A 21,171-nucleotide genomic window follows, 5' to 3' on the forward strand; every position below is an offset into this window, starting at 1 on the left:
AAAGGATAAAAATGAAAATTTTAATCACCGGTGGTGCAGGATACATAGGCTCTCATACTTTAAAACAATTTTTAGAAACAAATCATGAAATTTGTGTATTAGATAATCTTTCAAAAGGCAGTAAAAAAAGCTTAGATGAACTTTCTAAAATCAGACCTTTTAAGTTTTTTGAGCAAGATTTAAGCGATTATGCTGGGATTAAAAAACTTTTCAAAGAAGAAAAATTTGATGCAATTGTGCATTTTGCAGCTAGTATTGAAGTTCCTGAAAGTATGGAAAATCCTTTAAAATATTATATGAACAATACCGCAAATACAAGCAATCTAATCCAAACTTGTTTAGAAACAGGTGTGAAAAAATTCATTTTTTCTTCAACCGCAGCTACTTATGGAGAGCCGCAAACTCCTATTGTAGATGAGCAAAGTCCATTGGCACCGATTAATCCTTATGGACAAAGTAAACTAATGAGTGAAAAAGTCTTACAAGATGCTAATATGGCTAATCCTGAATTTAAATATTGCATTTTAAGATACTTCAATGTAGCAGGTGCTTGCATGAGTTATCCTATAGGTCAACGCTATCCAAAAGCTACTTTACTTATCAAGGTTGCTGCCGAAGTAGCCACAGGAAAAAGAGAAAAGCTTTATATTTTTGGCGATGATTATAATACTAAAGATGGTACTTGTATTAGAGATTTTATCCATGTTGATGATATTTCGAGTGCGCATTTAGCTGCTTTAGAATACTTAGAAAACAATGAAAGTAATATTTTCAATGTAGGCTATGGACATGGCTTTAGCGTAAAAGAAGTTATTGAAACTATGAAAAAAGTAAGCGGAGTAGATTTCACAGTAGAACTTGCACCAAAAAGAGCTGGGGATCCTTCAGTGCTTATTTCAAATGCTGATAAAATCAAAACCCTAACTAATTGGAAACCAAAATATGATGATTTAGAATTAATCTGCAAAAGTGCTTATGAGTGGGAAAAACAGTGTTAAAAAAACTTTTTTTTATACTCAATGCTCATGATAAGAAATTTTTATTTACTTTGCTAATTTTTTCTATTTTTATAGGATTCATAGAAAGCTTTGCTATTTCTTTAATCATGCCTTTTGTATCGGTAGCGAGTAATTTTGAGCTTTTAGAAAAAAGCTCCTATTTTCAACCTATATATGAGTATTTAAATTTACCAAGTTATAAGATTATTGCTTATTTTGGCTGCATATTAATCGCCTTTTATATTTTTAGAGCCTTTTTGAATGCCTTTTATTTTCATTTGCTTGCGCGTTTTTCTAAAGGGCGTTATCACAGCCTTGCTTGTCGTATTTTTGATAAATACTTACATCTTGAATATGAAAATTTTACTAATAAAAATCAATCAGAACTTTTAAAAACTATCACTCAAGAAGTATTTCATTTAAGCACTTTAATTAGTGCGTTTTTACTTATGCTAAGTGAAAGCTTTGTGGTGTTTTTACTTTATACTTTATTGCTAATTATCAACTATAAAATCACCCTAGCTTTAAGTGCTTTTTTACTTTTAAATGCTTTTATTTTGATTAAAATTCTCTCACCCTTGGTAAAAAAAGCTTCCATAGCTAGAGAAGAGGCGATGAAAAATTATTTTGAAATTTTAAATGCAAATTTAAACAACCTTAAAATCATCAAACTCAAAACCAAAGAACAAAGCACACAAAAGCTTTATGAAATTCAAAGTGGGCTTTTTGCCAAAGCAAACATTAGCAATGAAAGCATGTCAAGCATTCCTAGAATTTACCTTGAAGGTATAGGTTTTTGTATGCTTTGTTTTATCGTGGTATATTTAGTTTTAAGATATGAAAGTGATATTTCATCTATCTTAGCAACTATCACTATTTTCGTAGTAGCTCTTTATAGGCTTATGCCAAGTGCTAATCGTATCATCACAAGTTATAATGAAATCACATATTATAAAAACTCTTTAGATATTATTTATAATATGCTCAATGAAAAAGAAGAAAAACTGGGTGATGAAAGTATTGAATTTAAAGAAAAAATCGTTTTAAAAAATCTTTTCTTTGCTTATAAGGGCAAGAAAAATTTATTTAAAAATTTAAATTTTGAGCTTAATAAAAATGAAAAAATCGCTTTTATAGGTAAAAGTGGAAGTGGTAAAAGTACTTTAGTTGATCTTATCATAGGGCTTTTAAAACCAAGCGATGGAGCTATTTTTGTAGATGGAATTAAGCTTGATGAGAGCAATATAAAAAGTTTTAGAAGTAAAATTGGCTACATACCTCAACAAATTTATCTTTTTAATGATTCTATTGCTAAAAATATTAGCTTTGGAGAAGAAGTAGATGAAGCACTTTTACATAAGGTAATCAAGCAGGCTAATCTTGAAAGCTTTGTAAATTCACTTGAAGATGGAGTGCATACTAAGGTGGGTGACTCAGGTTCGTTTTTAAGTGGGGGTCAAAGACAAAGAATAGCCATAGCAAGAGCGCTTTATCAACAACCTGAAATTTTAGTTTTAGATGAAGCAACTAGCGCTCTTGATCAAGAAAGTGAAGCAAAAATCATGGAAGAAATCTATAAAATTTCAAAAGATAAAACCCTCATCATCATAGCCCATAGGCTCTCAACCATACAAGGTTGTGATAGAGTATTTGAAGTAAAACATGGGCATTTAAAGGAACAAGTATGAAAATCACTTTCATCATAGCTACTTTAAATTCAGGTGGTGCTGAAAGAGTATTGGTCACTTTAGCTAATGAGCTTTGCAAAAAGCATGAAATAAATATTATTAAATTTCACAAAGAAGACTCTTTTTACAAGCTTGATCCAAAAATCAAACTTTTTACCCTAGAGCAGTTTGACTTTTCCACTCTTTATAATAAAATAGCCTCACGCATTAAAAAATTCAAAGCCTTAAAACAAGCACTTAAAGACCATAAAAGCGATGTTTTTATCTCATTTTTAGATACCACTAACATCGCTTGCATTTGGGCAAATAAAGGCTCCAATACACCTTTAATTATTAGCGAACATAGCTCTTATACTTATTTAAAATCTAAAATTTGGAAGTTTTTACGCCGTATAAGTTTTCCTCATGCAAATGCTCTAACTGTGCTAAGTAATGATGATAAAAATTATTATGAAAACTTTGTTAAAAAAGTTATCAATATACCAAATCCTTGTCATTTTAGCCCTATTAAAGAAAATTTAAAAAAAGAAAATAATGTCATTTTCGTAGGCAGACTTGATCATAATAAAAATGCTTCTATGTTTTTAAAAGCCATAGCAAGGCTAGATATAAATTTACAAAAACAATACAATTTTTTCATAGCAGGCGATGGAAAATTAAGACAAGATTTAGAACAAGAAGCTAAGAATTTAAATATCAAGGTTAATTTTTTAGGTAAAGTTGAAAATATGCAAGAGCTTTATAAAAAAGCAAAAATAATCTGCCTTTGCTCTTTCATAGAAGGCTTGCCAACAGTTTTGCTTGAAAGTTTATATTATCAAGTAGCGCGTATTAGCACTAAATACACAAGCGGCCATAAAGATTTAATTGATGATGGAAAAGATGGATTTTTGGTAGATTTAGATGATGAAAAAGCTTTAAGCGAAAAACTCGCCCTTTTAATGCAAGATGAAAATTTAAGAAAAACACTAGCGCTTAATGCACAGCAGCGATGTAAAGATTATGAAGTAGCCAATGTAGCACAAAAATGGCTTGATTTGATCAAAGAAGTAAGGGTTTAACATGAAAAAACTAGCAATTTTTATTTATTCTTTAGGAAGCGGTGGTGCTGAAAGGGTTGTATCTACGCTATTACCTGTATTAAATTTAAAATATGAAGTACATTTGATTTTAATGAATGATAAAATATCCTATGATATTCCTGAAGTTAATATCCACTACCTTGAAAAATCAAATCCAAGCGAAAGTAATTTAGCTAAATTTTTAAAACTACCCTTGCTAGCTATGAAATACAAAAAGCTTTGTGAAGATTTAAAAATCAACTTGCAATTTGTATTATTAAATAGACCTAATTATATTGCGTTAATGGCAAAATCCCTAGGACTTAAATCAACCCTTATTATCAATGAATGCACCACTCCAAGTGTGATTTATAAACATAATAATCTAAATTCTTTTATCAATAAATTTCTTATTAAAAAACTTTATAATAAGGCAGATTTAATCTTAGCAAATTCTGTAGGAAACAAAGAAGATTTAATACAAAATTTCAATATAGAAGCAAAAAAATGTGATATTTTATACAATGCCATAGACTTAGAAAACATTATAGAAAAATCTAAAGAAGAAATAAACTTTAAAGATCCTTTTATATTAAGCGTTGGCAGACTTGATCATGGTAAAAATCATGCTATGCTTATAAGAGCTTATGCAAAAGTTAAAACTGATTTAAAATTAGTCATTTTAGGCGAGGGTATTTTAAAAGATGAGCTTTTAGCTTTAATAGAAACTTTAAATTTAAAAGACAAAATCTTTTTACTAGGTTTTGATAAAAATCCTTATAAATACATGAGTAAATGTGATTTTTTTGCTTTTGCTTCAAGTTTTGAAGGCTTTTCTAATGTTTTAATCGAATGTCTAGCTTGTAATACTGCTGTGCTTTGCACTGATCATAAAAGTGGCGCAAGGGAGTTGTTTTTAGATAATGAGTTTGGACTTTTAGTAAAAGTAGATGATGAAAAAGCCATGCAAGAAGGCTTGGAAAAAATGTGCAATGATGAAGCATTAAAAACTTCGTATAGACAAAAGGCTTTTTTACGTGCAAAAGAATTTGATAAAATTAGTATAGCAAAGCAATTATTTGAATTTTTCAACAAGGCATAAAATGAAACTACGACAAAATTTCACTAATAATAATTCTATAAAATATACCTGTATTTTGATCCTTATAGCCTTTGCTTTTAGTGTTTTGTGTAGATTATACTGGGTAGCTTGGGCAAGTGAGTTTTATGAGTTTTTCTTTAACGATCAACTTATGATTACTACTAATGATGGCTATGCTTTTGCAGAAGGTGCAAGAGATATGATAGCAGGTTTTCATCAACCTAATGACTTATCTTATTTTGGAAGCTCACTTTCTACTTTAACTTATTGGCTTTATAGTATTTTGCCTTTTAGCTTTGAAAGTATTATTTTATATATGAGTACTTTTTTTGCTTCTTTGATTGTTGTGCCTATTATATTAATCGCAAGAGAATATAAACTCACTACCTATGGCTTTATAGCAGCCTTACTTGGAAGCATTGCAAATAGTTATTACAACCGCACTATGAGTGGGTATTATGATACAGATATGCTAGTATTAGTTTTACCAATGCTTATTTTACTTACTTTTATACGCTTAACTATTAATAAAGACATTTTCACCCTACTTTTAAGTCCAATTTTCATCATGATTTATTTATGGTGGTATCCATCAAGTTATTCTTTAAATTTTGCTATGATAGGACTTTTTGGACTTTATACTTTAGTATTTCATAGAAAAGAAAAGATTTTTTATCTAGCTATTGCTTTGATGATCATAGCTTTAAGTATGCTAGCATGGCAATATAAACTTGCTTTGATTGTATTATTATTTGCTATTTTTGCTTTTAAAGAAGAAAAAATTAATTTTTATATGATTTGGCCTTTAATTTTTATTAGCATTTTGATATTACATTTAAGCGGTGGTTTAGATCCTGTTTTATATCAACTTAAATTTTATGTTTTCAAAGCTTCTGATGTGCAAAATTTAAAAGATGCTGCCTTTGTGTATTTTAATGTCAATGAAACCATTATGGAAGTAAATACTATCGATCCTGAAGTGTTTATGCAAAGAATTAGCTCTGGTGTTTTAGTATTTATCCTTTCTTTTATAGGTTTTATCTTACTTTGCAAAGATCACAAAAGTATGCTTTTGGCTCTACCTATGCTTGCACTAGGTTTTATGGCTTTAAGAGCTGGACTTAGATTTACCATTTATGCAGTTCCTGTGATGGCTTTGGGTTTTGGGTATTTTTTATATACATTTTTTAATTTTTTAGAAAAAAAACAAATCAAACTTAATCTAAAAAATAAAAACATCTTGCTCATACTCATTGCATTTTTTAGTATAAGTCCTGCCCTAATGCATATTTATTATTATAAATCCTCTACTGTTTTTACTTCTTATGAAGCTAGTATTTTAAATGATTTAAAAAATAAAGCTCAAAGAGAAGATTATGTTGTTGCTTGGTGGGATTATGGTTATCCAATACGCTATTATAGCGATGTAAAAACCTTAATCGATGGTGGAAAACACCTAGGAAAAGATAATTTTTTCTCATCTTTTGTCTTAAGTAAAGAACAAATTCCAGCAGCCAATATGGCAAGACTTAGCGTAGAATACACTGAAAAATCTTTCAAAGAAAATTATCCTGATGTTTTAAAAGCTATGGTAAAAGATTATAACCAAACAAGTGCTAAAGATTTTTTAGAAAGTTTAAATGATAAAAATTTTAAATTTGATACCAATAAAACAAGAGATGTATATATTTACATGCCTTATAGAATGTTGCGTATCATGCCTGTGGTAGCACAATTTGCAAATACAAATCCTGACAATGGAGAGCAAGAAAAAAGTTTATTTTTCTCCCAAGCTAATGCTATAGCTCAAGATAAAACTACAGGTTCTGTTATGCTTGATAATGGAGTAGAAATTATTAATGATTTTAGAGCCTTAAAAGTAGAAGGTGCAAGCATATCTTTAAAAGCTTTTGTGGATATAGAATCCATCACTAATGGCAAATTTTATTACAATGAAATTGATTCAAAAGCTCAAATTTATTTGCTCTTTTTAAGAGAATATAAAAGCTTTGTGATTTTAGATGAAAGTCTTTATAATAGTGCTTATATACAAATGTTTTTATTAAATCAATACGATCAAGATTTATTTGAGCAAGTCACTAATGATGCAAGAGCAAAAATTTATAGGCTAAAAAGATGAAAATAGGAATTTTAACTCACAGTGCAATGAGTGTGTATTATTTTCGTCTTGCACTCATTAGAGCTTTAGAAAAAAATAATCATGAAGTTATAATCATCACTCCAAAAGATGATTTTGCTATTAAATTACAAGAGCTAGGTTATAAGGTTTGCTTTTATGATTTAGCTAGATCAAGTGTCAATCCTTTGATTGTTTTTAAAAATCTACTTAGTTTAAAAAATACACTCAAAAGTTTAAATTTAGATCTTTTGCAAACAAGCGCTCACAAAAGCAATACAACAGGTATCATAGCAGCTAAAATGGCGGGTGTTAAATACACTTTTGGTTTAGTTGAGGGCTTAGGAAGTTTTTATATAGATGATGATTTTAAAAGCAAATTAGTAAGAATGAGCATTAATTTACTTTATAAAATTTCTTTTAAACTTGCTAATGGTTTTATTTTTGTCAATGAAAGCAATGCTTTATTTATGAAAAATTTAGGCTTAAAAGAAGAAAAAATCAAAATCATCAAATCCGTAGGACTAAATTTAAAACAATTTTTACCTTTAAAAATTAGCACAGAAGAAAAACAAGCTTTTCTAAAAGAACACAATATGCCTGATAAACCTATCGTTTTAATGATCTCAAGAGCGCTTTGGCATAAAGGTATTAAAGAATTTTATGAGGCAAGCCAAATTTTAAAAGATAAGGCAAATTTTGTTTTGGTAGGTGGAAGAGATGATAATAAATCTTGTGCACCATTAGAATTTTTAAACTCAAGTGATGTTTTTTATCTTGGTACAAGAAGTGATATTGCACATTTATTAAATTTATGCGATATTTTTGTTTTACCAAGTTATAAAGAAGGCTATCCAAGAACGGTTTTAGAAGCACAAGCTTGTAAAAAAGCATGTGTGGTAAGTGATGCTGAAGGTTGCATTGAAGCAGTGGATAATGCCATAGATGGTTTAATTTGTAAATGCAAAGATAGTAAAGATTTAGCTGAAAAAATCGCAGTTTTATTAGAAGATGAAAAACTAAAAAATACTTTAGCGCAAAATGCTTTTCTTAGAGCACAAAATTATGATGAAAATATCATAGCTTTGAAATATCTTGACTTTTATAGGGGTTTTACAAATGTATAAAAATGGTTTAAAGCGTGTTTTTGACTTTTTTTTGGCTTTGATTTTGCTGATTGTTTTTTCACCCTTTATAGTGCTTATAGGTATTGTTTTAAAAATCGTTCAAGGAAGTGTGCTTTTTAAACAAGCAAGACCAGGATTAAATGAAAAAATTTTTTATATTTATAAATTTAAAACTATGAGTGATGAAACCGATGAAAATGGAGAATTACTTCCTGATGAATTACGCCTAAAGCCTTTTGGTAAGCTAGTTAGAAGCTTGAGCTTGGATGAATTACCACAACTTTTTAATGTATTAAAAGGCGACATGAGCTTCATAGGCCCAAGACCTTTACTTGTAGAATACTTACCCTTATACAATCAAGAGCAAAAAAAACGCCACGATGTAAGACCAGGCATTACAGGTTGGGCTCAGATTAATGGACGCAATGCTATTTCTTGGGAGAAAAAATTTAAATATGATGTAGAATATGTGCAAAATTGCTCTTTTTTATTTGATCTTAAAATCTTTTTTATGACCATTGTTAAAGTTTTAAAAAGAAGTGGGGTTAATAAAGAAGGAGTAGCTACAACGGATAAATTCAATGGACACAACTAAAAGTATTTATATATATGGCTCTAGTGGGCATGGTTTAGTCTGTGCTGATGTAGCTAGAAATTTAGGGTATGAAAAAATTATCTTTTTGGATGATAATAAAGGCTTAAAATATCACTCCAACTTAGAAAAACACGATATGTTTATTGCTATTGGTGCAAACTCTATTAGAGAAAAACTTTTCAAAAAAGCAAAAGAAGATGGATTTAGATTAGTAAATTTGATACACAAAAGTGCTATTATTAGTCCAAGTGCTTTTTTAGATGATGAGGGTATTTTAATCATGCCAAATGTCGTAGTTAATGCTAGAGCTAGCATTGCAAAAGGTGTGATTTTAAATACTGCTTGTGTGATTGAGCATGAGTGTTTTGTAGATGAGTTTAGCCATATTAGCGTTGGAGCTAAGCTAACAGGAAATGTAAAAATAGGAAAGCGTTGTTTTTTGGGAGTTAATTCAAGCGTTATTCCTTGTATGAGTTTAAATGATGATATAACTTTAGGCGCAGGAGCAGTTGTGGTTAAAAACTTAACTTCTAAAGGTATTTATGCTGGAGTTCCTGCTAAGAAAATAAAGGAGGTAAAATGAGATTTTTTCTATCAGCACCACATATGAGTGGAAAAGAATTAGAATACATACACAAAGCTTTTGAAAGTAATTATATAGCACCTTTGGGCGAGTTTGTTAATGCCTTAGAACAAAGTATTAAAGATTATACAAAAAGCTCTAATGCACTTGCTTTAAATGCAGCAACTGCAGCCATTCATTTAGCTTTAAGAGTTTTAGGTATCAAAGAAGGTGATGTAGTTTTAGCTTCAAGTTTTACTTTCATAGCTTCAGTAGCACCTATTTCTTACATGAATGCTACGCCTGTGTTTATTGATTGTGATGAAACTTATAATTTAGATGTAAATTTATTAAAAAAAGCCATCAAAGAAAGTCCTAAAAAGCCAAAAGCTCTTATTTTAACACACCTTTATGGTAATGCTTCTAAAATGGATGAGATTGTCCAAATTTGTAAAGAAAATGAGATTTTTTTAATCGAAGATGCTGCTGAAGCTTTGGGAAGTTTTTACAAAAATAAAGCTTTAGGTACTTTTGGGGATTTTGGAGTATATTCTTTTAATGGTAATAAAATCATCACAACAGGTGGTGGCGGTATGCTTGTGAGTGAAAATCATGCTAATCTTGAAAAAGCAAGATTTTATAGCACTCAAGCTAGAGAAAATTGTCTTCATTATGAGCATAAAGAATATGGTTATAATTATAGAATGAGCAATATCTTAGGTGCAATCGGTACTGCTCAAATGGAAGTTTTAGAAGAAAGAGTAAGTAAAAAGCGTGAAATTTATAGCTGGTATAAAGAATTTTTAAGTGAAACTTTTACTTTTTTAGATGAACTTGAAAATACCAAGTCAAATCGCTGGCTAAGTACTGCCTTACTTGATTTTGATTTAAATAAACTTAATACTTATGAAAAACATTGTATATGTGAAAATAAAAATGTTCAAATTCAAGATAAAATTTTAAAAATCATACAAGTTTTAAAAGATAACAAAATCGAAAGTCGTCCGCTTTGGAAGCCTATGCATTTACAAGAACTTTACAAAGGCTGCGATGCTTACTTAAATGGCAATAGTGAGTTTTTCTTTAGCAATGGAATTTGCCTTCCAAGCGCAACTACTATGAGTAAAGCTGATGTAGAGGAAGTTTCTACTTTAATCTTAAACACCTTAAAGGACTAAGATGGATTATAAAAGCAAACGCTTAGGTTTTTTCCTAGGCGCTGATATTTTACTTTTTGTTATAAGTATTTATTTGTCTTTTTCTTTACGCTTTAGTGCAGACATCCCAAGTGAATTTTATGAAGGTATGTTTAAAAGTGCTGTGATTTTGATTTTACTTAAAATCATTTTTCTAGCTTTTTTTAGAATTTATCAAGTTGCTTGGAGATTTTTCTCACTTAATGAAGCACGTAAATTAGTCATTGCTTTAGCTTTAGCTGAACTTGTATTTTTAGCAATTTATTATTTTTATGATGATTTTTTTAACCCTTTTCCAAGAAGCGTTATAGGAATAGACTTTGTTTTATCTTGCATGTTAATTGGAAGTTTGCGTATAAGCAAAAGAATGATAGTTGATTTTAGAAAACCAAAATATAATGAAGAACATCCTTGTATAGTAGTTGGTGCTACTTCAAAGGCTTTACATTTATTAAAAGGAGCCAAAGAAGGAAGCTTAGGACTTTTCCCCGTAGCTGTGGTAGATGAGCGTAAAAATTTAATAGGTACTTATTGTGATAAATTTATAGTTGAAGAAAAAGAAGCTATTAGAAAATATACCGCTGAAGGTATTCATACTGCTATCATTGCTTTAAAACTTGAGCAAGAAGAACTCAAAAAGCTTTTTGATGAGCTTATTGCTTATGGGATTAATGATATAAAACTTTTTTCTTTTACACAAAATGAAGCAAGAGATATAAGCATCGAAGATTTATTAGCGCGTAAACCAAAAGATTTAGATAATGCTTGCGTGATTGATTTTATCAAAGATAAGGTAGTTTTAGTTAGTGGGGCTGGTGGGACTATAGGAAGCGAGCTTTGTAAACAATGCATTAAATTTGGCGCAAAACACTTAATCATGCTTGATCATAGTGAGTATAATTTATATAAAATCAATGAAGAATTAAGCTTACATAAAGAAAAAATTGAACCTATTATGATGAGTATATTAGACAAAGAGGCTCTAGAAAAACTTTTACAAGAAAAAAATATAGATTTGATTTTACACGCAGCAGCTTACAAGCATGTACCTTTGTGTGAGCAAAATCCACATTCAGCTATTTTAAATAATATCATAGGTACTAAAAATTTAATCGATCTTGCAAAAACTTACAAGGTTGCTAAATTTGTTATGATAAGTACTGATAAAGCTGTAAGACCAACTAATATCATGGGTTGTACAAAAAGAATTTGTGAGCTTTATGCACTAAGCTCAAGTTGTGAAAATTTTGAAGTAGCTTGTGTGCGTTTTGGTAATGTTTTAGGATCAAGTGGAAGTGTTATACCTAAATTTAAAGCTCAAATTGCAGCTAATGAGCCACTTACTCTTACTCATCCTGATATAGTGCGTTATTTTATGCTTGTGGATGAGGCTGTACAACTTGTTTTACAAGCTGCGGCTATTGCAAAAGGTGGGGAGTTATTTGTACTTGATATGGGTGAGCCTGTTAAAATCATGGATTTAGCTAAAAAAATGCTTTTACTTTCTAATAAAAAGTTAGAAATTAAAATCACTGGACTAAGAAAAGGTGAAAAACTTTACGAAGAGCTTTTAATCCATGAAGATGATTTGAAAACTCAATATGAAAGTATATTTGTTACCACTAGTGAAATTAAAGATTTAAAAATTTTAAATCAAGAAATAGAAAGATTACTCCAAAGCACAGATCCTGCAAAAGTTTTAAAGGAAATTGTGCCTGAGTTTAATCACAATAAAAATGGAGAGTGATTAAATTCTAATTTTATTTTTAAATGGTATAATATAAACTTTTAATTGATTAATAAAAATAAAAACGATACAATTACACTTTTATGTAATTACATCAAGACAAAGGAAAAAAAGTGAAGTTATTAGTAGTTGATGATAGTTCTACCATGAGAAGAATAATCAAAAACACTCTTGTAAGATTAGGTCACAAAGATGTTTTAGAAGCTGAACATGGAGTTGAAGCTTGGGATTTGCTTTCACAAAATGATGATATTAAAATTTTAATTACTGACTGGAATATGCCTGAAATGAACGGCTTAGAATTAGTAAAAAAAGTAAGAGCGGAAGAAAAATATGCTGATATGCCTATTATCATGGTAACTACAGAAGGTGGTAAGGCAGAAGTTATCACAGCTTTAAAAGCAGGTGTAAATAACTATATTGTAAAACCTTTTACACCTCAAGTATTAAAAGAAAAACTTGAAGATGTTTTAGGAACAAACGAAGGCTGATTATAAGTTTTTATGCAAACACATTATTACGAACTTTTTTTTCAAACAGATAAGGAATATTTAGATTTATTCCTTGATCTTGTTTTTTCTCTAGATATAGATGCCATAGAAGAAAAGAATGATGGCGTTTATATACGATCAGAAGAAGATATAAAACTCATTCAAATAGCCTTGCAAAGCTTTCATCAAAAATTATGTGAAAAATTTAATACTAAGATTTATTTTCATTCTACTTTAGAAAAAAAAGAAAATAAAAACTGGATAGAAGAGTATAAAAAAGGCATACAAGCTTTAACCATTGACAATATCCACATTCACACCACTTGGCAAGAAGCTATACAAGATAAAATCAATATCATTATAGACCCTGCCCTAGCTTTTGGCTCAGGACATCATGAAAGCACTTACACTTGTATAGAATTTTTACAAAAATACACAGATGATTCTAAATTTTGCTTAGATGTAGGCTGTGGAAGTGGGATTTTAAGTATCATCATGGCAAAGCTTGGAGCTAAAGTGCAAGCTTGTGATACAGACGAGCTAGCCGTAGTTGCAAGCAAGGAAAATGCAAAATTAAATCAAGTTAACTTTGATGATATTTGGGTAGGTTCTATTAATAAAAGCTTACATAAATATGATATAGTTGTGGCAAATATCATTGCTGATATTTTAATCATACTAGAAAAAGATCTTAAAGAAAAAACCAAAGAAGGTGGAATTTTAATCTTATCTGGTATTTTAAACAAATATGAAGAAAGAATTAAAGATAAATTCAAAAATTTGACTTTGTTAGAATGTAAACACAAAGGAGAGTGGTTGAGTTTAGCTTACAAAAAGGAAACAAAATAATGAATAAAAAACCAAACGAACCAAAAGATAATCCAAACAATAATAGCTTTTTCAATAAAAACCCTATTTTTATTTTCGCTATTTTTGCCATTGTGATGATTCTTTTATTTAAAGGATTTTCAGATGATGGTAGCATGGGTATTATGGGCGGAGAAAATACCAAAAAAGTTACTTATTCTGAATTAAAAACTTTAATTGAAAACAATCAAATTACCCAAGTTAATATAGGCCAAACCACCATAAAAGCAGTATCTAAAGCAGGAAATATGGTATATATTACCAAAAAAGTTCCAAATGATGCTACTTTTGTGCCTTTACTTGATTCAAAAGGCGTTTCTTATGGAGCTTTTAACGAGAGTAATTGGTTTATAGATATCTTACTTTCTTGGGTTTTACCGGTATTTATTTTCTTTGGTATATGGATGTTTTTAGCTTCTCGTATGCAAAAAAATATGGGCGGATCTATACTTGGTATAGGAAGCTCTAAAAAGCTTGTAAATTCAGAAAAACCAAAAGTTAAATTCAATGATGTTGCAGGTGTTGAGGAAGCAAAAGAAGAAGTTAAAGAAATAGTTGATTTTCTAAAATATCCTGAAAGATATATCAATCTTGGAGCAAAAATTCCAAAAGGACTTTTGCTTGTAGGCCCTCCAGGTACGGGTAAAACTTTACTTGCAAAAGCAGTGGCAGGCGAAGCTGATGTACCATTTTTTAGCGTATCAGGTTCATCTTTTATAGAAATGTTTGTGGGTGTTGGTGCTAGTAGGGTTAGAGATTTATTTGAAAATGCTAAAAAAGAAGCTCCAGCTATTGTATTTATAGATGAAATTGATGCTATAGGTAAATCACGTGCTGCAAGTGGCATGATGGGTGGAAACGATGAAAGAGAGCAAACTTTAAATCAACTTCTAGCAGAAATGGATGGCTTTGGTACTGAAAGCTCGCCAGTAATCGTACTAGCAGCGACAAACCGTCCTGAAGTACTTGATGCAGCGTTACTTAGACCAGGACGTTTTGATAGACAAGTTTTAGTAGATAAGCCTGATTTTAAAGGCAGATGTGATATTTTAAAAGTTCATATGAAAGATGTTAAAATTTCACCTGAAGTAAAAGTAGAAGATATCGCAAGATTAACAGCAGGTCTTGCGGGTGCTGATTTAGCAAATATCATTAACGAAGCAGCTTTACTTGCAGGTAGGGATTCTAAAAAACATGTAGAACAAAAAGACTTAGTTGAAGCAGTAGAAAGAGCTATAGCAGGACTTGAGAAAAAATCACGTAGAATTAATGATAAAGAGAAAAAAATCGTAACTTATCATGAATGTGGCCATGCTTTAATCGCTGAAACCACAAAAGGTGCTAAAAAAGTAAGTAAAGTTTCTGTTATACCGCGTGGTTTAGCAGCTTTAGGATATACGCTCAATACTCCTGAAGAAAATAAATTTTTAATGCAAAAACATGAGCTTTTAGCTGAAGTTGATGTGCTTTTAGGTGGACGTGCAGCTGAAGAAATTTTCATTAAAGAAATTTCAACTGGTGCAAGCAATGACCTTGAACGTGCAACTGACATCATAAAAGCTATGATTTCTATGTATGGTATGAGTGAAATTGCAGGTTTAATGGTGCTTGAAAAACAAAGAAATACTTTCTTAAGTGGTGGACAAACTATCAAAGATTATTCTGATAAAATGGCTCAAGATTTAGATGAGTATGTGAAGAAAACCTTAGATGAACGCTATGCGGGTGTAAAAGAAATTTTAAAAACTTATAGCGGTGCTATAGAAGTAATGGTACAAGCACTTTATGAAGAAGAAACTATTGATGGTGCTAAAGTAAGAGAGATTATTAAAAACTATGAAGAAGAAAACAATCTTCCAACGCGCTTAGAAGAAAAAGAGCAAGAAGTTACTAAGGATAACTAATGAAAACAAATTTTATTGCAAAGGCTGGCTGGAATTTACTTATAATTCTAGCTATAGTTTTTGCAATAGCTCAATTTATATGGGGATTTTCTTGGCTTTTATGGTGTATTTTTATACTTTTTGCTTGCCTTTTTAGAGCTAGTAAAATCGATTATATAGCAGATCCAAATACTATCATAGCTCCCATAGAAGGAAAAATAAAATGCATTAAAACAAGCTCATATAAAGAGCTTGGCGAATGCATAGAAGTGCAAATTATAAACAATATCATCCATCAAGGCAGCATCATAGCTCCACTTAATATGGATATAGAAGAAACTAGACCAAGACACGGACTTTTTTTATGTCCATTTATGAAAAATACAAATTTAATGGGCGAAAGAATGCTATTTTTAGCACGCTCTAAAGGCAAACAATGGGCATTACGCATCATTTTTGGCGCCTTAAATAGAAAAGTTCATATTGATGATTTTGGTCATCATTTAAACCATGGACAAAATATAGGTTTTATGTTTGATGGCAGTGTGAGTTTATTGCTTCCAAAAGATACTAGAATTTGCGTAAATGAAAACGATAAAGTACGCATTGGTGCATTGATAGGGTATTTAAATCCATGAATTTTAAACTAATTTATATTTTACCTAATCTTTTTACAGCTGCTTCCATATTTTTAGGCATTATTTCAGTGATTGCTTCTATTAATCAAAATTTTGATAAAGCATTAATTTATATCATTTTATCATTAATTTGTGATGGCTTGGATGGACGCGTTGCAAGAGCTACTAATTCTACTTCTAAATTTGGAGTTGAGTTTGACTCACTAGCAGATTTAATAGCCTTTGGTGTTGCACCTGCTATGCTTTTTTATATGAGTATAGGTTATGAATATGATCGTTTTGGCTCCTTAATAGCTGGTTTATTTGTAGTTTTTGGTGCCATACGCTTAGCAAGATTTAATGTCACCACAGGTACTTATGAACCTTCAGTTTTTATAGGACTTCCTATACCAACAGCTGCAGTTGTAAGTGCTTTATGGGTAAGTGCTTATTTATATTATGATTTTTTACGTGATTTTTCTTTGATGATAGTATGTATTCAAATGCTTTTAGCTTTTTTAATGGTAAGCAATATAAGATATCCAAGTTTTAAAAAAATTGATTTAAAACGGGCAAATGTTTTAAAAGTATTAATCCTTTTAGTAATCTTATTTTCCATGCTTTATTTGTATTTTTTAGAAAGTGCGTTAATCGTCGCAAGCTTATATGTACTTTATGGAATCATTCGAAGCTTTTTTACTCTAGCTCGTAAATTTAAAAAAGATTAAAATTTTATTTTCACTTCACTTTTTAATAATATACTTTTCATTATTTTTCAAAAAGGAGTAAAAATGAATAAAAACAAATTATTCAGACAAATTCACATTTACATTAGCTTATTTTTCTTACCACTAGCATTTTTATATGCTGTTACTGGTTTTGCTTATATAGCTGGTTTTGATGGGGAAAGTGGAGCTAAAATTCAAACTCAAAAAGTTCAAGCCATTGTCCAAGAAGGCGCTGAAGCTGAATTTTTAATTGATTTTTTAAAGAAAAATAACTTAAAACTTCCTTCATCTTTGGAACCAAAACTTAACAAAAAAGGCGATGGAATAGAGCTTGGCACTATAAACTATACTGCAAGTATTGTCAAAATAGATGAAAATAATTATGAAATTATCACAAAAGAAAGAAGTTTACTTGGAAATATGATTTTACTTCACAAAGATAAAGGCATGTGGTATTTTTCTGTTCTTGGACTAGCTTTTGCACTTGCTATGATAATCCTTTATATTTCAGGACTTTTAATCACTATCATAGCTATACGCAAAGACAGGGGTAAACAAATCGCAGTTTTAAGCGCTGGTTTTGTTATAACTTTAATCATAGCTTATCTTAGTGTATAAATTTAAGGTATATCTTATAAACAATAAGATATACTTTCCCTTTTAATACGGACAGATGGGTGAGTGGCTGAAACCACACCCCTGCTAAGGGTGCAGATCTTAACGGGTCTCGAGGGTTCAAATCCCTCTCTGTCCGCCACCTTATAAAATCCATTTCCTTTCATCTATTTTAATAATTTTACTGCTATAATTATAATAAATTTAAAGGCAAGCTTCACATACTATGCAAATTTATGCTTCTATTGATTTGAAATCTTTTTACGCTTCAGCTGAATGTGTTTTAAGAAATTTAGATCCTTTAACAACTAATCTCATTGTAGCAGATGAATCAAGAACAGATAAAACCATCATACTGGCAGTTTCACCTGCACTAAAAACTTACAATATACCTGGTAGATTAAGGCTTTTTGAGTTTAAGCAAAAAATCTATTCAATCAACCAAGAAAGATTAAAACAAACTCAAAAACACCGCTTTAAAGCTAAAAGTTTTGATACATTAGAACTTAAAAATGATTTAAATTTAGAACTAGATTACATCATCGCTAAACCTAGAATGGCTACTTATATAGAATTTAGCACAAAAATATACAGCATTTATTTGAAGTATTTTGATGCAAAAGATATTCATATATACTCCATTGATGAAGTTTTTATCGATCTTAGTTCTTATCTTGAAAAATACAAACTATCAGCTTATGAGTTACTTACTAAGGTTTTACTTGATATTTTACACACAAGTAAAATCACTGCAACAGCAGGTATAGGTACAAATTTATACTTAGCTAAAATTGCTATGGATATACTTGCTAAAAGACAACAAGTAGATGAAAATGGCTTGCTTATAGCCTTTTTAGATGAAAAATTATACAGATATAAATTATGGCAGCATAAACCTTTAAAAGATTTTTGGCGTATAGGTAAAGGCATTGCCTTAAAACTTGCAAATTTAAACATTCATACTATGGGAGATCTTGCAAAATTTTCTTTAAAACACGAAGCTTTGCTTTATAAACACTTTGGTGTTAATGCTGAATTATTAATCGATCATGCATGGGGTATTGAAACTTGCACGATGAAAGATATTAAAAATTACAAATCACAAAATCACTCTAAAGTCATGGCTAAGGTTTTACCTTTTGCATATGATAATAATCAAACAATAAAGGTTTTAAAAGAACTTGTCGATCATTTAGTGCTTGAACTTATACAAAATAACCTTAAAACAAACCATATCACGCTAGATATACAATATGATAAAAGCAATTTAGAAAATTCAAACCTTTTAGCTTCTTATAAAGGAGCTATTGCTAAAGATAATTATGGAAGAACTATACCTAAAAATGCTCATGGAAGTATAAATTTAGAAAATTTTACCCATTCTTTAAAAATCATCAATAAAAAAGCCTTGGAACTTTTTTATAAAATCAGCAATAAAAACTTAAGCATTAGAAAAATCAGCTTAAGTTTAAATAATATCACAGACAAAGCACAAGAAAATTTCCAAGAATTAAATTTATTTAGTGATTTTAATGCAATTTTGCAAGAAAAAAATCAACTTGAAAAAGAAGAAAAACTTCAAAAAGCAAGACTTCAAATCATGCAAAAATTTGGTAAAAAGGCTATTTTAAAAGCTTCAAGCTTAGATAATGAAACCAAAGAAATTACTTCTTTAATAGGAGGACATAATGCATGATGATTATAAAGATATAATAGATATAAAATATCAAAAATCAAAACAATTTCCACCAATGCCAAGAGAAAAAAGAGCGGCGCAATTTGCTCCATTTTCAGTGCTAAATGGTTTTAACAAAGCTATTTTAAAAACGCAAAAAGATATGGAAAAAGCATTAGAAAATAGCAAATATCAAGAAGAAAGCTAAGTTCTTCTTGATAAAATTTTATTTTGCATTAGAGTATTTTTCAAACTCTCCACTTTCATCGATTTCATTGCCATAAAGTTTGTGTAATTCATAGTAATATTTTACAAATTCCTTACATTCTTCATCAAGTGGTAAAAACACCTCATCTTCTAAAATACAAAACTCATCTAAATAATTTTTAGCATCTTCTTTTAGCATATAATGTCTTGCTAGCTTATAATAATTTTGCATAAACACAGCCTTAAAACTCTCGTAAGCTTCCTCATCAAATTTAATGTTTAATTTCTCATTTGCAAAAGATAACACCCCTGATTTAAACAACAATGATAAATGAATCAAACCTTCAGTATAATAAGGCTTAACCTCCTCTACTCTTTGCCAAGCGATCAATCCTATAGCCCTTTTAATAAGCTCATAAAATACAGGAAGCCTTAAATCATCTTCTTCATGTAAAAAGAAATTTACAAGCCCGCCCGCAGTAGCTTTAAACTCTTCTATATTTTTAAATACACCACTTTCATTCATTTTCTTTTCGCTATCATTTGCCACAAAGAAAATATGTCCAAACTCATGACCTATGGTAGAAACTTCATAAATTCTTTTCCATAATTTTTCATTATAAAATAAAATTTCTCTCCCATAATCTAAAAATTCTTTTTCAAATACCATAGATGAAAGCTTCATAAAAGGCTTGGTTTTAGCATTTTCATAAACATAATTTAAAAAAGCAAAGATCTTTTTGCCTGCTATATTGCTTACATACTCATCATTTGGCACTACTTGAGCAGAAAAAAGTCCCTTAAGCTCTGCCCCATAAAAGATCATAGGCATACAAATATAAAGCTGAGTTTTTTCAAGATTAAAATTCACCTCATCAAACAAAGCTTCATCTTCTTCATCTAAATTTGCATACACCATTGCAAAACTTTCTTTGATTTTATCTTTAAACTCACCCCCATTAAAATCACTCACATCTTCTAAGCGTATATCCCACTCAAGTGCTACTGCATGTGTGTAAGAGTCTTCATAGTATTCTAAAGGATGGCCAATTTGTAATGGACATTTTACTTCCATCCACGCAAGCTCTGCTTCTTGCCATTTTTTAACCACTTCATTATTATCTTTTTCACAAAATGCAAATTTTAATTTTTCTATATAATCAATATAAGCATTTTTTTCATCATCTAACGCACAATTTCTTAGTTTTTCTAAAAGTTTATCAAACTCATATTCAAGCTTTAAAACCTCATTTTCAAAAGCTTTTGCATAAGGTAAAAATCTCCAAAGTGTTCCTATTTTAACTAAAGCTCCATAACTTCTTTCACAAATTTCGCCATCTTGAGTAAGCTGATAAAGCTCATTTTGTTTTAAAAACTCCAAAGCATCACTTAAATTTGGAAATTGTTCTTTTAAGATTTTATTATTTGTATCTAGAATTTGCTTGCTCCAAACAAGCTCAAAAGAATTCATAACTACACCTATATTATGCACACCTTGAACTAAAGCCAAATAAAACTCATCAAGTAAATTTTTACTCTTAATCTCATCGATTAAATCTTGATGTTCTACTTCATAAAAGGCTCTTACTAAAGAAAAAACTTTATATTTTATTTGAGAAATTTCTTCTTCATTTAAACCTTTTTTCTCAAGTTCTTGGACTAAATTTTCCTCTTTTAGATCCACCAAACGACGCAACATTGCCAAAACATTGCTTTTTTCATTTTCAAGATTAGCTAGTTCTAAAGCTCTATCTATCAAAGGATGACTTTGATTAGTTTGAAGTATATTATAAAGACTATTGATATTTTGTTTCCTATTTTTCACAATTTTTGCTATTTGCTTAAAATCATTCATTTTTTACCTTTCTTTATTTT

19 protein-coding genes and 1 tRNA gene are annotated in these 21,171 nt (G+C 30.0%); 19 read left to right on the forward strand and 1 reads right to left on the reverse strand.

Features of this window, described 5'->3' with window-relative positions; all coding sequences use genetic code 11:
- Positions 1 to 11: 11 nt before the first annotated feature.
- The 19 genes from galE to L8V79_RS01575 all read left to right on the forward strand — a co-directional run bounded on the left by galE (position 12) and on the right by L8V79_RS01575 (position 19,297).
- Positions 12 to 998, forward strand: a complete 987-nt coding sequence (gene galE, locus L8V79_RS01485; RefSeq protein ID WP_039626879.1) for a UDP-glucose 4-epimerase GalE — start codon at positions 12 to 14, stop codon at positions 996 to 998.
- Positions 992 to 2,686: an ABC transporter ATP-binding protein gene (locus tag L8V79_RS01490; RefSeq protein ID WP_263702237.1), complete on the forward strand. Its 1,695-nt coding sequence runs from the start codon at positions 992 to 994 to the stop codon at positions 2,684 to 2,686. The genes galE and L8V79_RS01490 overlap by 7 nt, the downstream gene beginning before the upstream one ends.
- The gene (locus L8V79_RS01495; RefSeq protein ID WP_263702238.1) at positions 2,683 to 3,747 is read left to right on the forward strand and encodes a glycosyltransferase; all 1,065 of its coding nucleotides are present in this window, start codon (positions 2,683 to 2,685) and stop codon (positions 3,745 to 3,747) included. The genes L8V79_RS01490 and L8V79_RS01495 overlap by 4 nt, the downstream gene beginning before the upstream one ends.
- A 1-nt stretch (position 3,748) precedes the next feature.
- Positions 3,749 to 4,849: a glycosyltransferase gene (locus tag L8V79_RS01500; RefSeq protein WP_263702239.1), complete on the forward strand. Its 1,101-nt coding sequence runs from the start codon at positions 3,749 to 3,751 to the stop codon at positions 4,847 to 4,849.
- Position 4,850: 1 nt separating this feature from the next.
- Positions 4,851 to 6,989, forward strand: coding sequence for an STT3 domain-containing protein (locus L8V79_RS01505; protein ID WP_263702240.1), 2,139 nt, complete (start codon positions 4,851 to 4,853; stop codon positions 6,987 to 6,989).
- Positions 6,986 to 8,113, forward strand: coding sequence for a N,N'-diacetylbacillosaminyl-diphospho-undecaprenol alpha-1,3-N-acetylgalactosaminyltransferase (gene pglA, locus L8V79_RS01510; protein WP_257938870.1), 1,128 nt, complete (start codon positions 6,986 to 6,988; stop codon positions 8,111 to 8,113). The genes L8V79_RS01505 and pglA overlap by 4 nt, the downstream gene beginning before the upstream one ends.
- The gene (pglC, locus tag L8V79_RS01515) at positions 8,106 to 8,708 is read left to right on the forward strand and encodes an undecaprenyl phosphate N,N'-diacetylbacillosamine 1-phosphate transferase (protein ID WP_263702241.1); all 603 of its coding nucleotides are present in this window, start codon (positions 8,106 to 8,108) and stop codon (positions 8,706 to 8,708) included. Before pglA ends, pglC begins: the two co-directional genes overlap by 8 nt.
- Positions 8,695 to 9,291, forward strand: coding sequence for a UDP-N-acetylbacillosamine N-acetyltransferase (gene pglD / locus L8V79_RS01520; RefSeq protein WP_115646040.1), 597 nt, complete (start codon positions 8,695 to 8,697; stop codon positions 9,289 to 9,291). The genes pglC and pglD overlap by 14 nt, the downstream gene beginning before the upstream one ends.
- The gene (gene pglE, locus L8V79_RS01525) at positions 9,288 to 10,448 is read left to right on the forward strand and encodes a UDP-N-acetylbacillosamine transaminase (protein ID WP_263702242.1); all 1,161 of its coding nucleotides are present in this window, start codon (positions 9,288 to 9,290) and stop codon (positions 10,446 to 10,448) included. Before pglD ends, pglE begins: the two co-directional genes overlap by 4 nt.
- A gap of 1 nt (position 10,449) precedes the next feature.
- Positions 10,450 to 12,213 carry a UDP-N-acetylglucosamine 4,6-dehydratase (configuration-retaining) gene (gene pglF / locus L8V79_RS01530; protein ID WP_263663429.1) on the forward strand — a complete coding sequence of 588 codons (1,764 nt, stop codon included), beginning with the start codon at positions 10,450 to 10,452 and terminating at the stop codon, positions 12,211 to 12,213.
- Positions 12,214 to 12,326: 113 nt separating this feature from the next.
- Positions 12,327 to 12,704, forward strand: a complete 378-nt coding sequence (locus L8V79_RS01535; RefSeq protein ID WP_039619063.1) for a chemotaxis response regulator CheY — start codon at positions 12,327 to 12,329, stop codon at positions 12,702 to 12,704.
- A gap of 12 nt (positions 12,705 to 12,716) precedes the next feature.
- Positions 12,717 to 13,553: a 50S ribosomal protein L11 methyltransferase gene (locus L8V79_RS01540; protein WP_263702243.1), complete on the forward strand. Its 837-nt coding sequence runs from the start codon at positions 12,717 to 12,719 to the stop codon at positions 13,551 to 13,553.
- Positions 13,553 to 15,475, forward strand: coding sequence for an ATP-dependent zinc metalloprotease FtsH (ftsH, locus tag L8V79_RS01545; RefSeq protein WP_263702244.1), 1,923 nt, complete (start codon positions 13,553 to 13,555; stop codon positions 15,473 to 15,475). Before L8V79_RS01540 ends, ftsH begins: the two co-directional genes overlap by 1 nt.
- Positions 15,475 to 16,092, forward strand: coding sequence for a phosphatidylserine decarboxylase (locus L8V79_RS01550; protein ID WP_263702245.1), 618 nt, complete (start codon positions 15,475 to 15,477; stop codon positions 16,090 to 16,092). The genes ftsH and L8V79_RS01550 overlap by 1 nt, the downstream gene beginning before the upstream one ends.
- Positions 16,089 to 16,799 (forward strand): CDP-diacylglycerol--serine O-phosphatidyltransferase, encoded by a 711-nt coding sequence (pssA, locus tag L8V79_RS01555; protein WP_257399294.1) that lies wholly within the window; start codon positions 16,089 to 16,091, stop codon positions 16,797 to 16,799. Before L8V79_RS01550 ends, pssA begins: the two co-directional genes overlap by 4 nt.
- Before the next feature lie 63 nt (positions 16,800 to 16,862).
- Positions 16,863 to 17,417, forward strand: coding sequence for a PepSY-associated TM helix domain-containing protein (locus L8V79_RS01560; protein WP_263679090.1), 555 nt, complete (start codon positions 16,863 to 16,865; stop codon positions 17,415 to 17,417).
- Between the two features lie 49 nt (positions 17,418 to 17,466).
- A tRNA-Ser gene (locus L8V79_RS01565) sits at positions 17,467 to 17,556 on the forward strand.
- 84 nt (positions 17,557 to 17,640) lie between these two features.
- Positions 17,641 to 19,110, forward strand: a complete 1,470-nt coding sequence (locus tag L8V79_RS01570; RefSeq protein WP_263702246.1) for a DNA methylase — start codon at positions 17,641 to 17,643, stop codon at positions 19,108 to 19,110.
- Entirely contained in the window at positions 19,103 to 19,297 is a 195-nt protein-coding gene (locus tag L8V79_RS01575) for a hypothetical protein (RefSeq protein ID WP_263702247.1), read from the forward strand. The genes L8V79_RS01570 and L8V79_RS01575 overlap by 8 nt, the downstream gene beginning before the upstream one ends.
- Before the next feature lie 18 nt (positions 19,298 to 19,315).
- Here L8V79_RS01575 and ciaB read toward each other — a convergent pair whose 3' ends face one another.
- A complete protein-coding gene (ciaB, locus tag L8V79_RS01580) occupies positions 19,316 to 21,151 on the reverse strand; it encodes an invasion protein CiaB (protein ID WP_263702248.1) in 1,836 nt (611 codons plus the stop codon).
- Positions 21,152 to 21,171 lie beyond the last annotated feature (20 nt).

The organism is Campylobacter sp. IFREMER_LSEM_CL2194 (genome assembly GCF_025771685.1).
Taxonomy (GTDB): Bacteria; Campylobacterota; Campylobacteria; order Campylobacterales; family Campylobacteraceae; genus Campylobacter_D.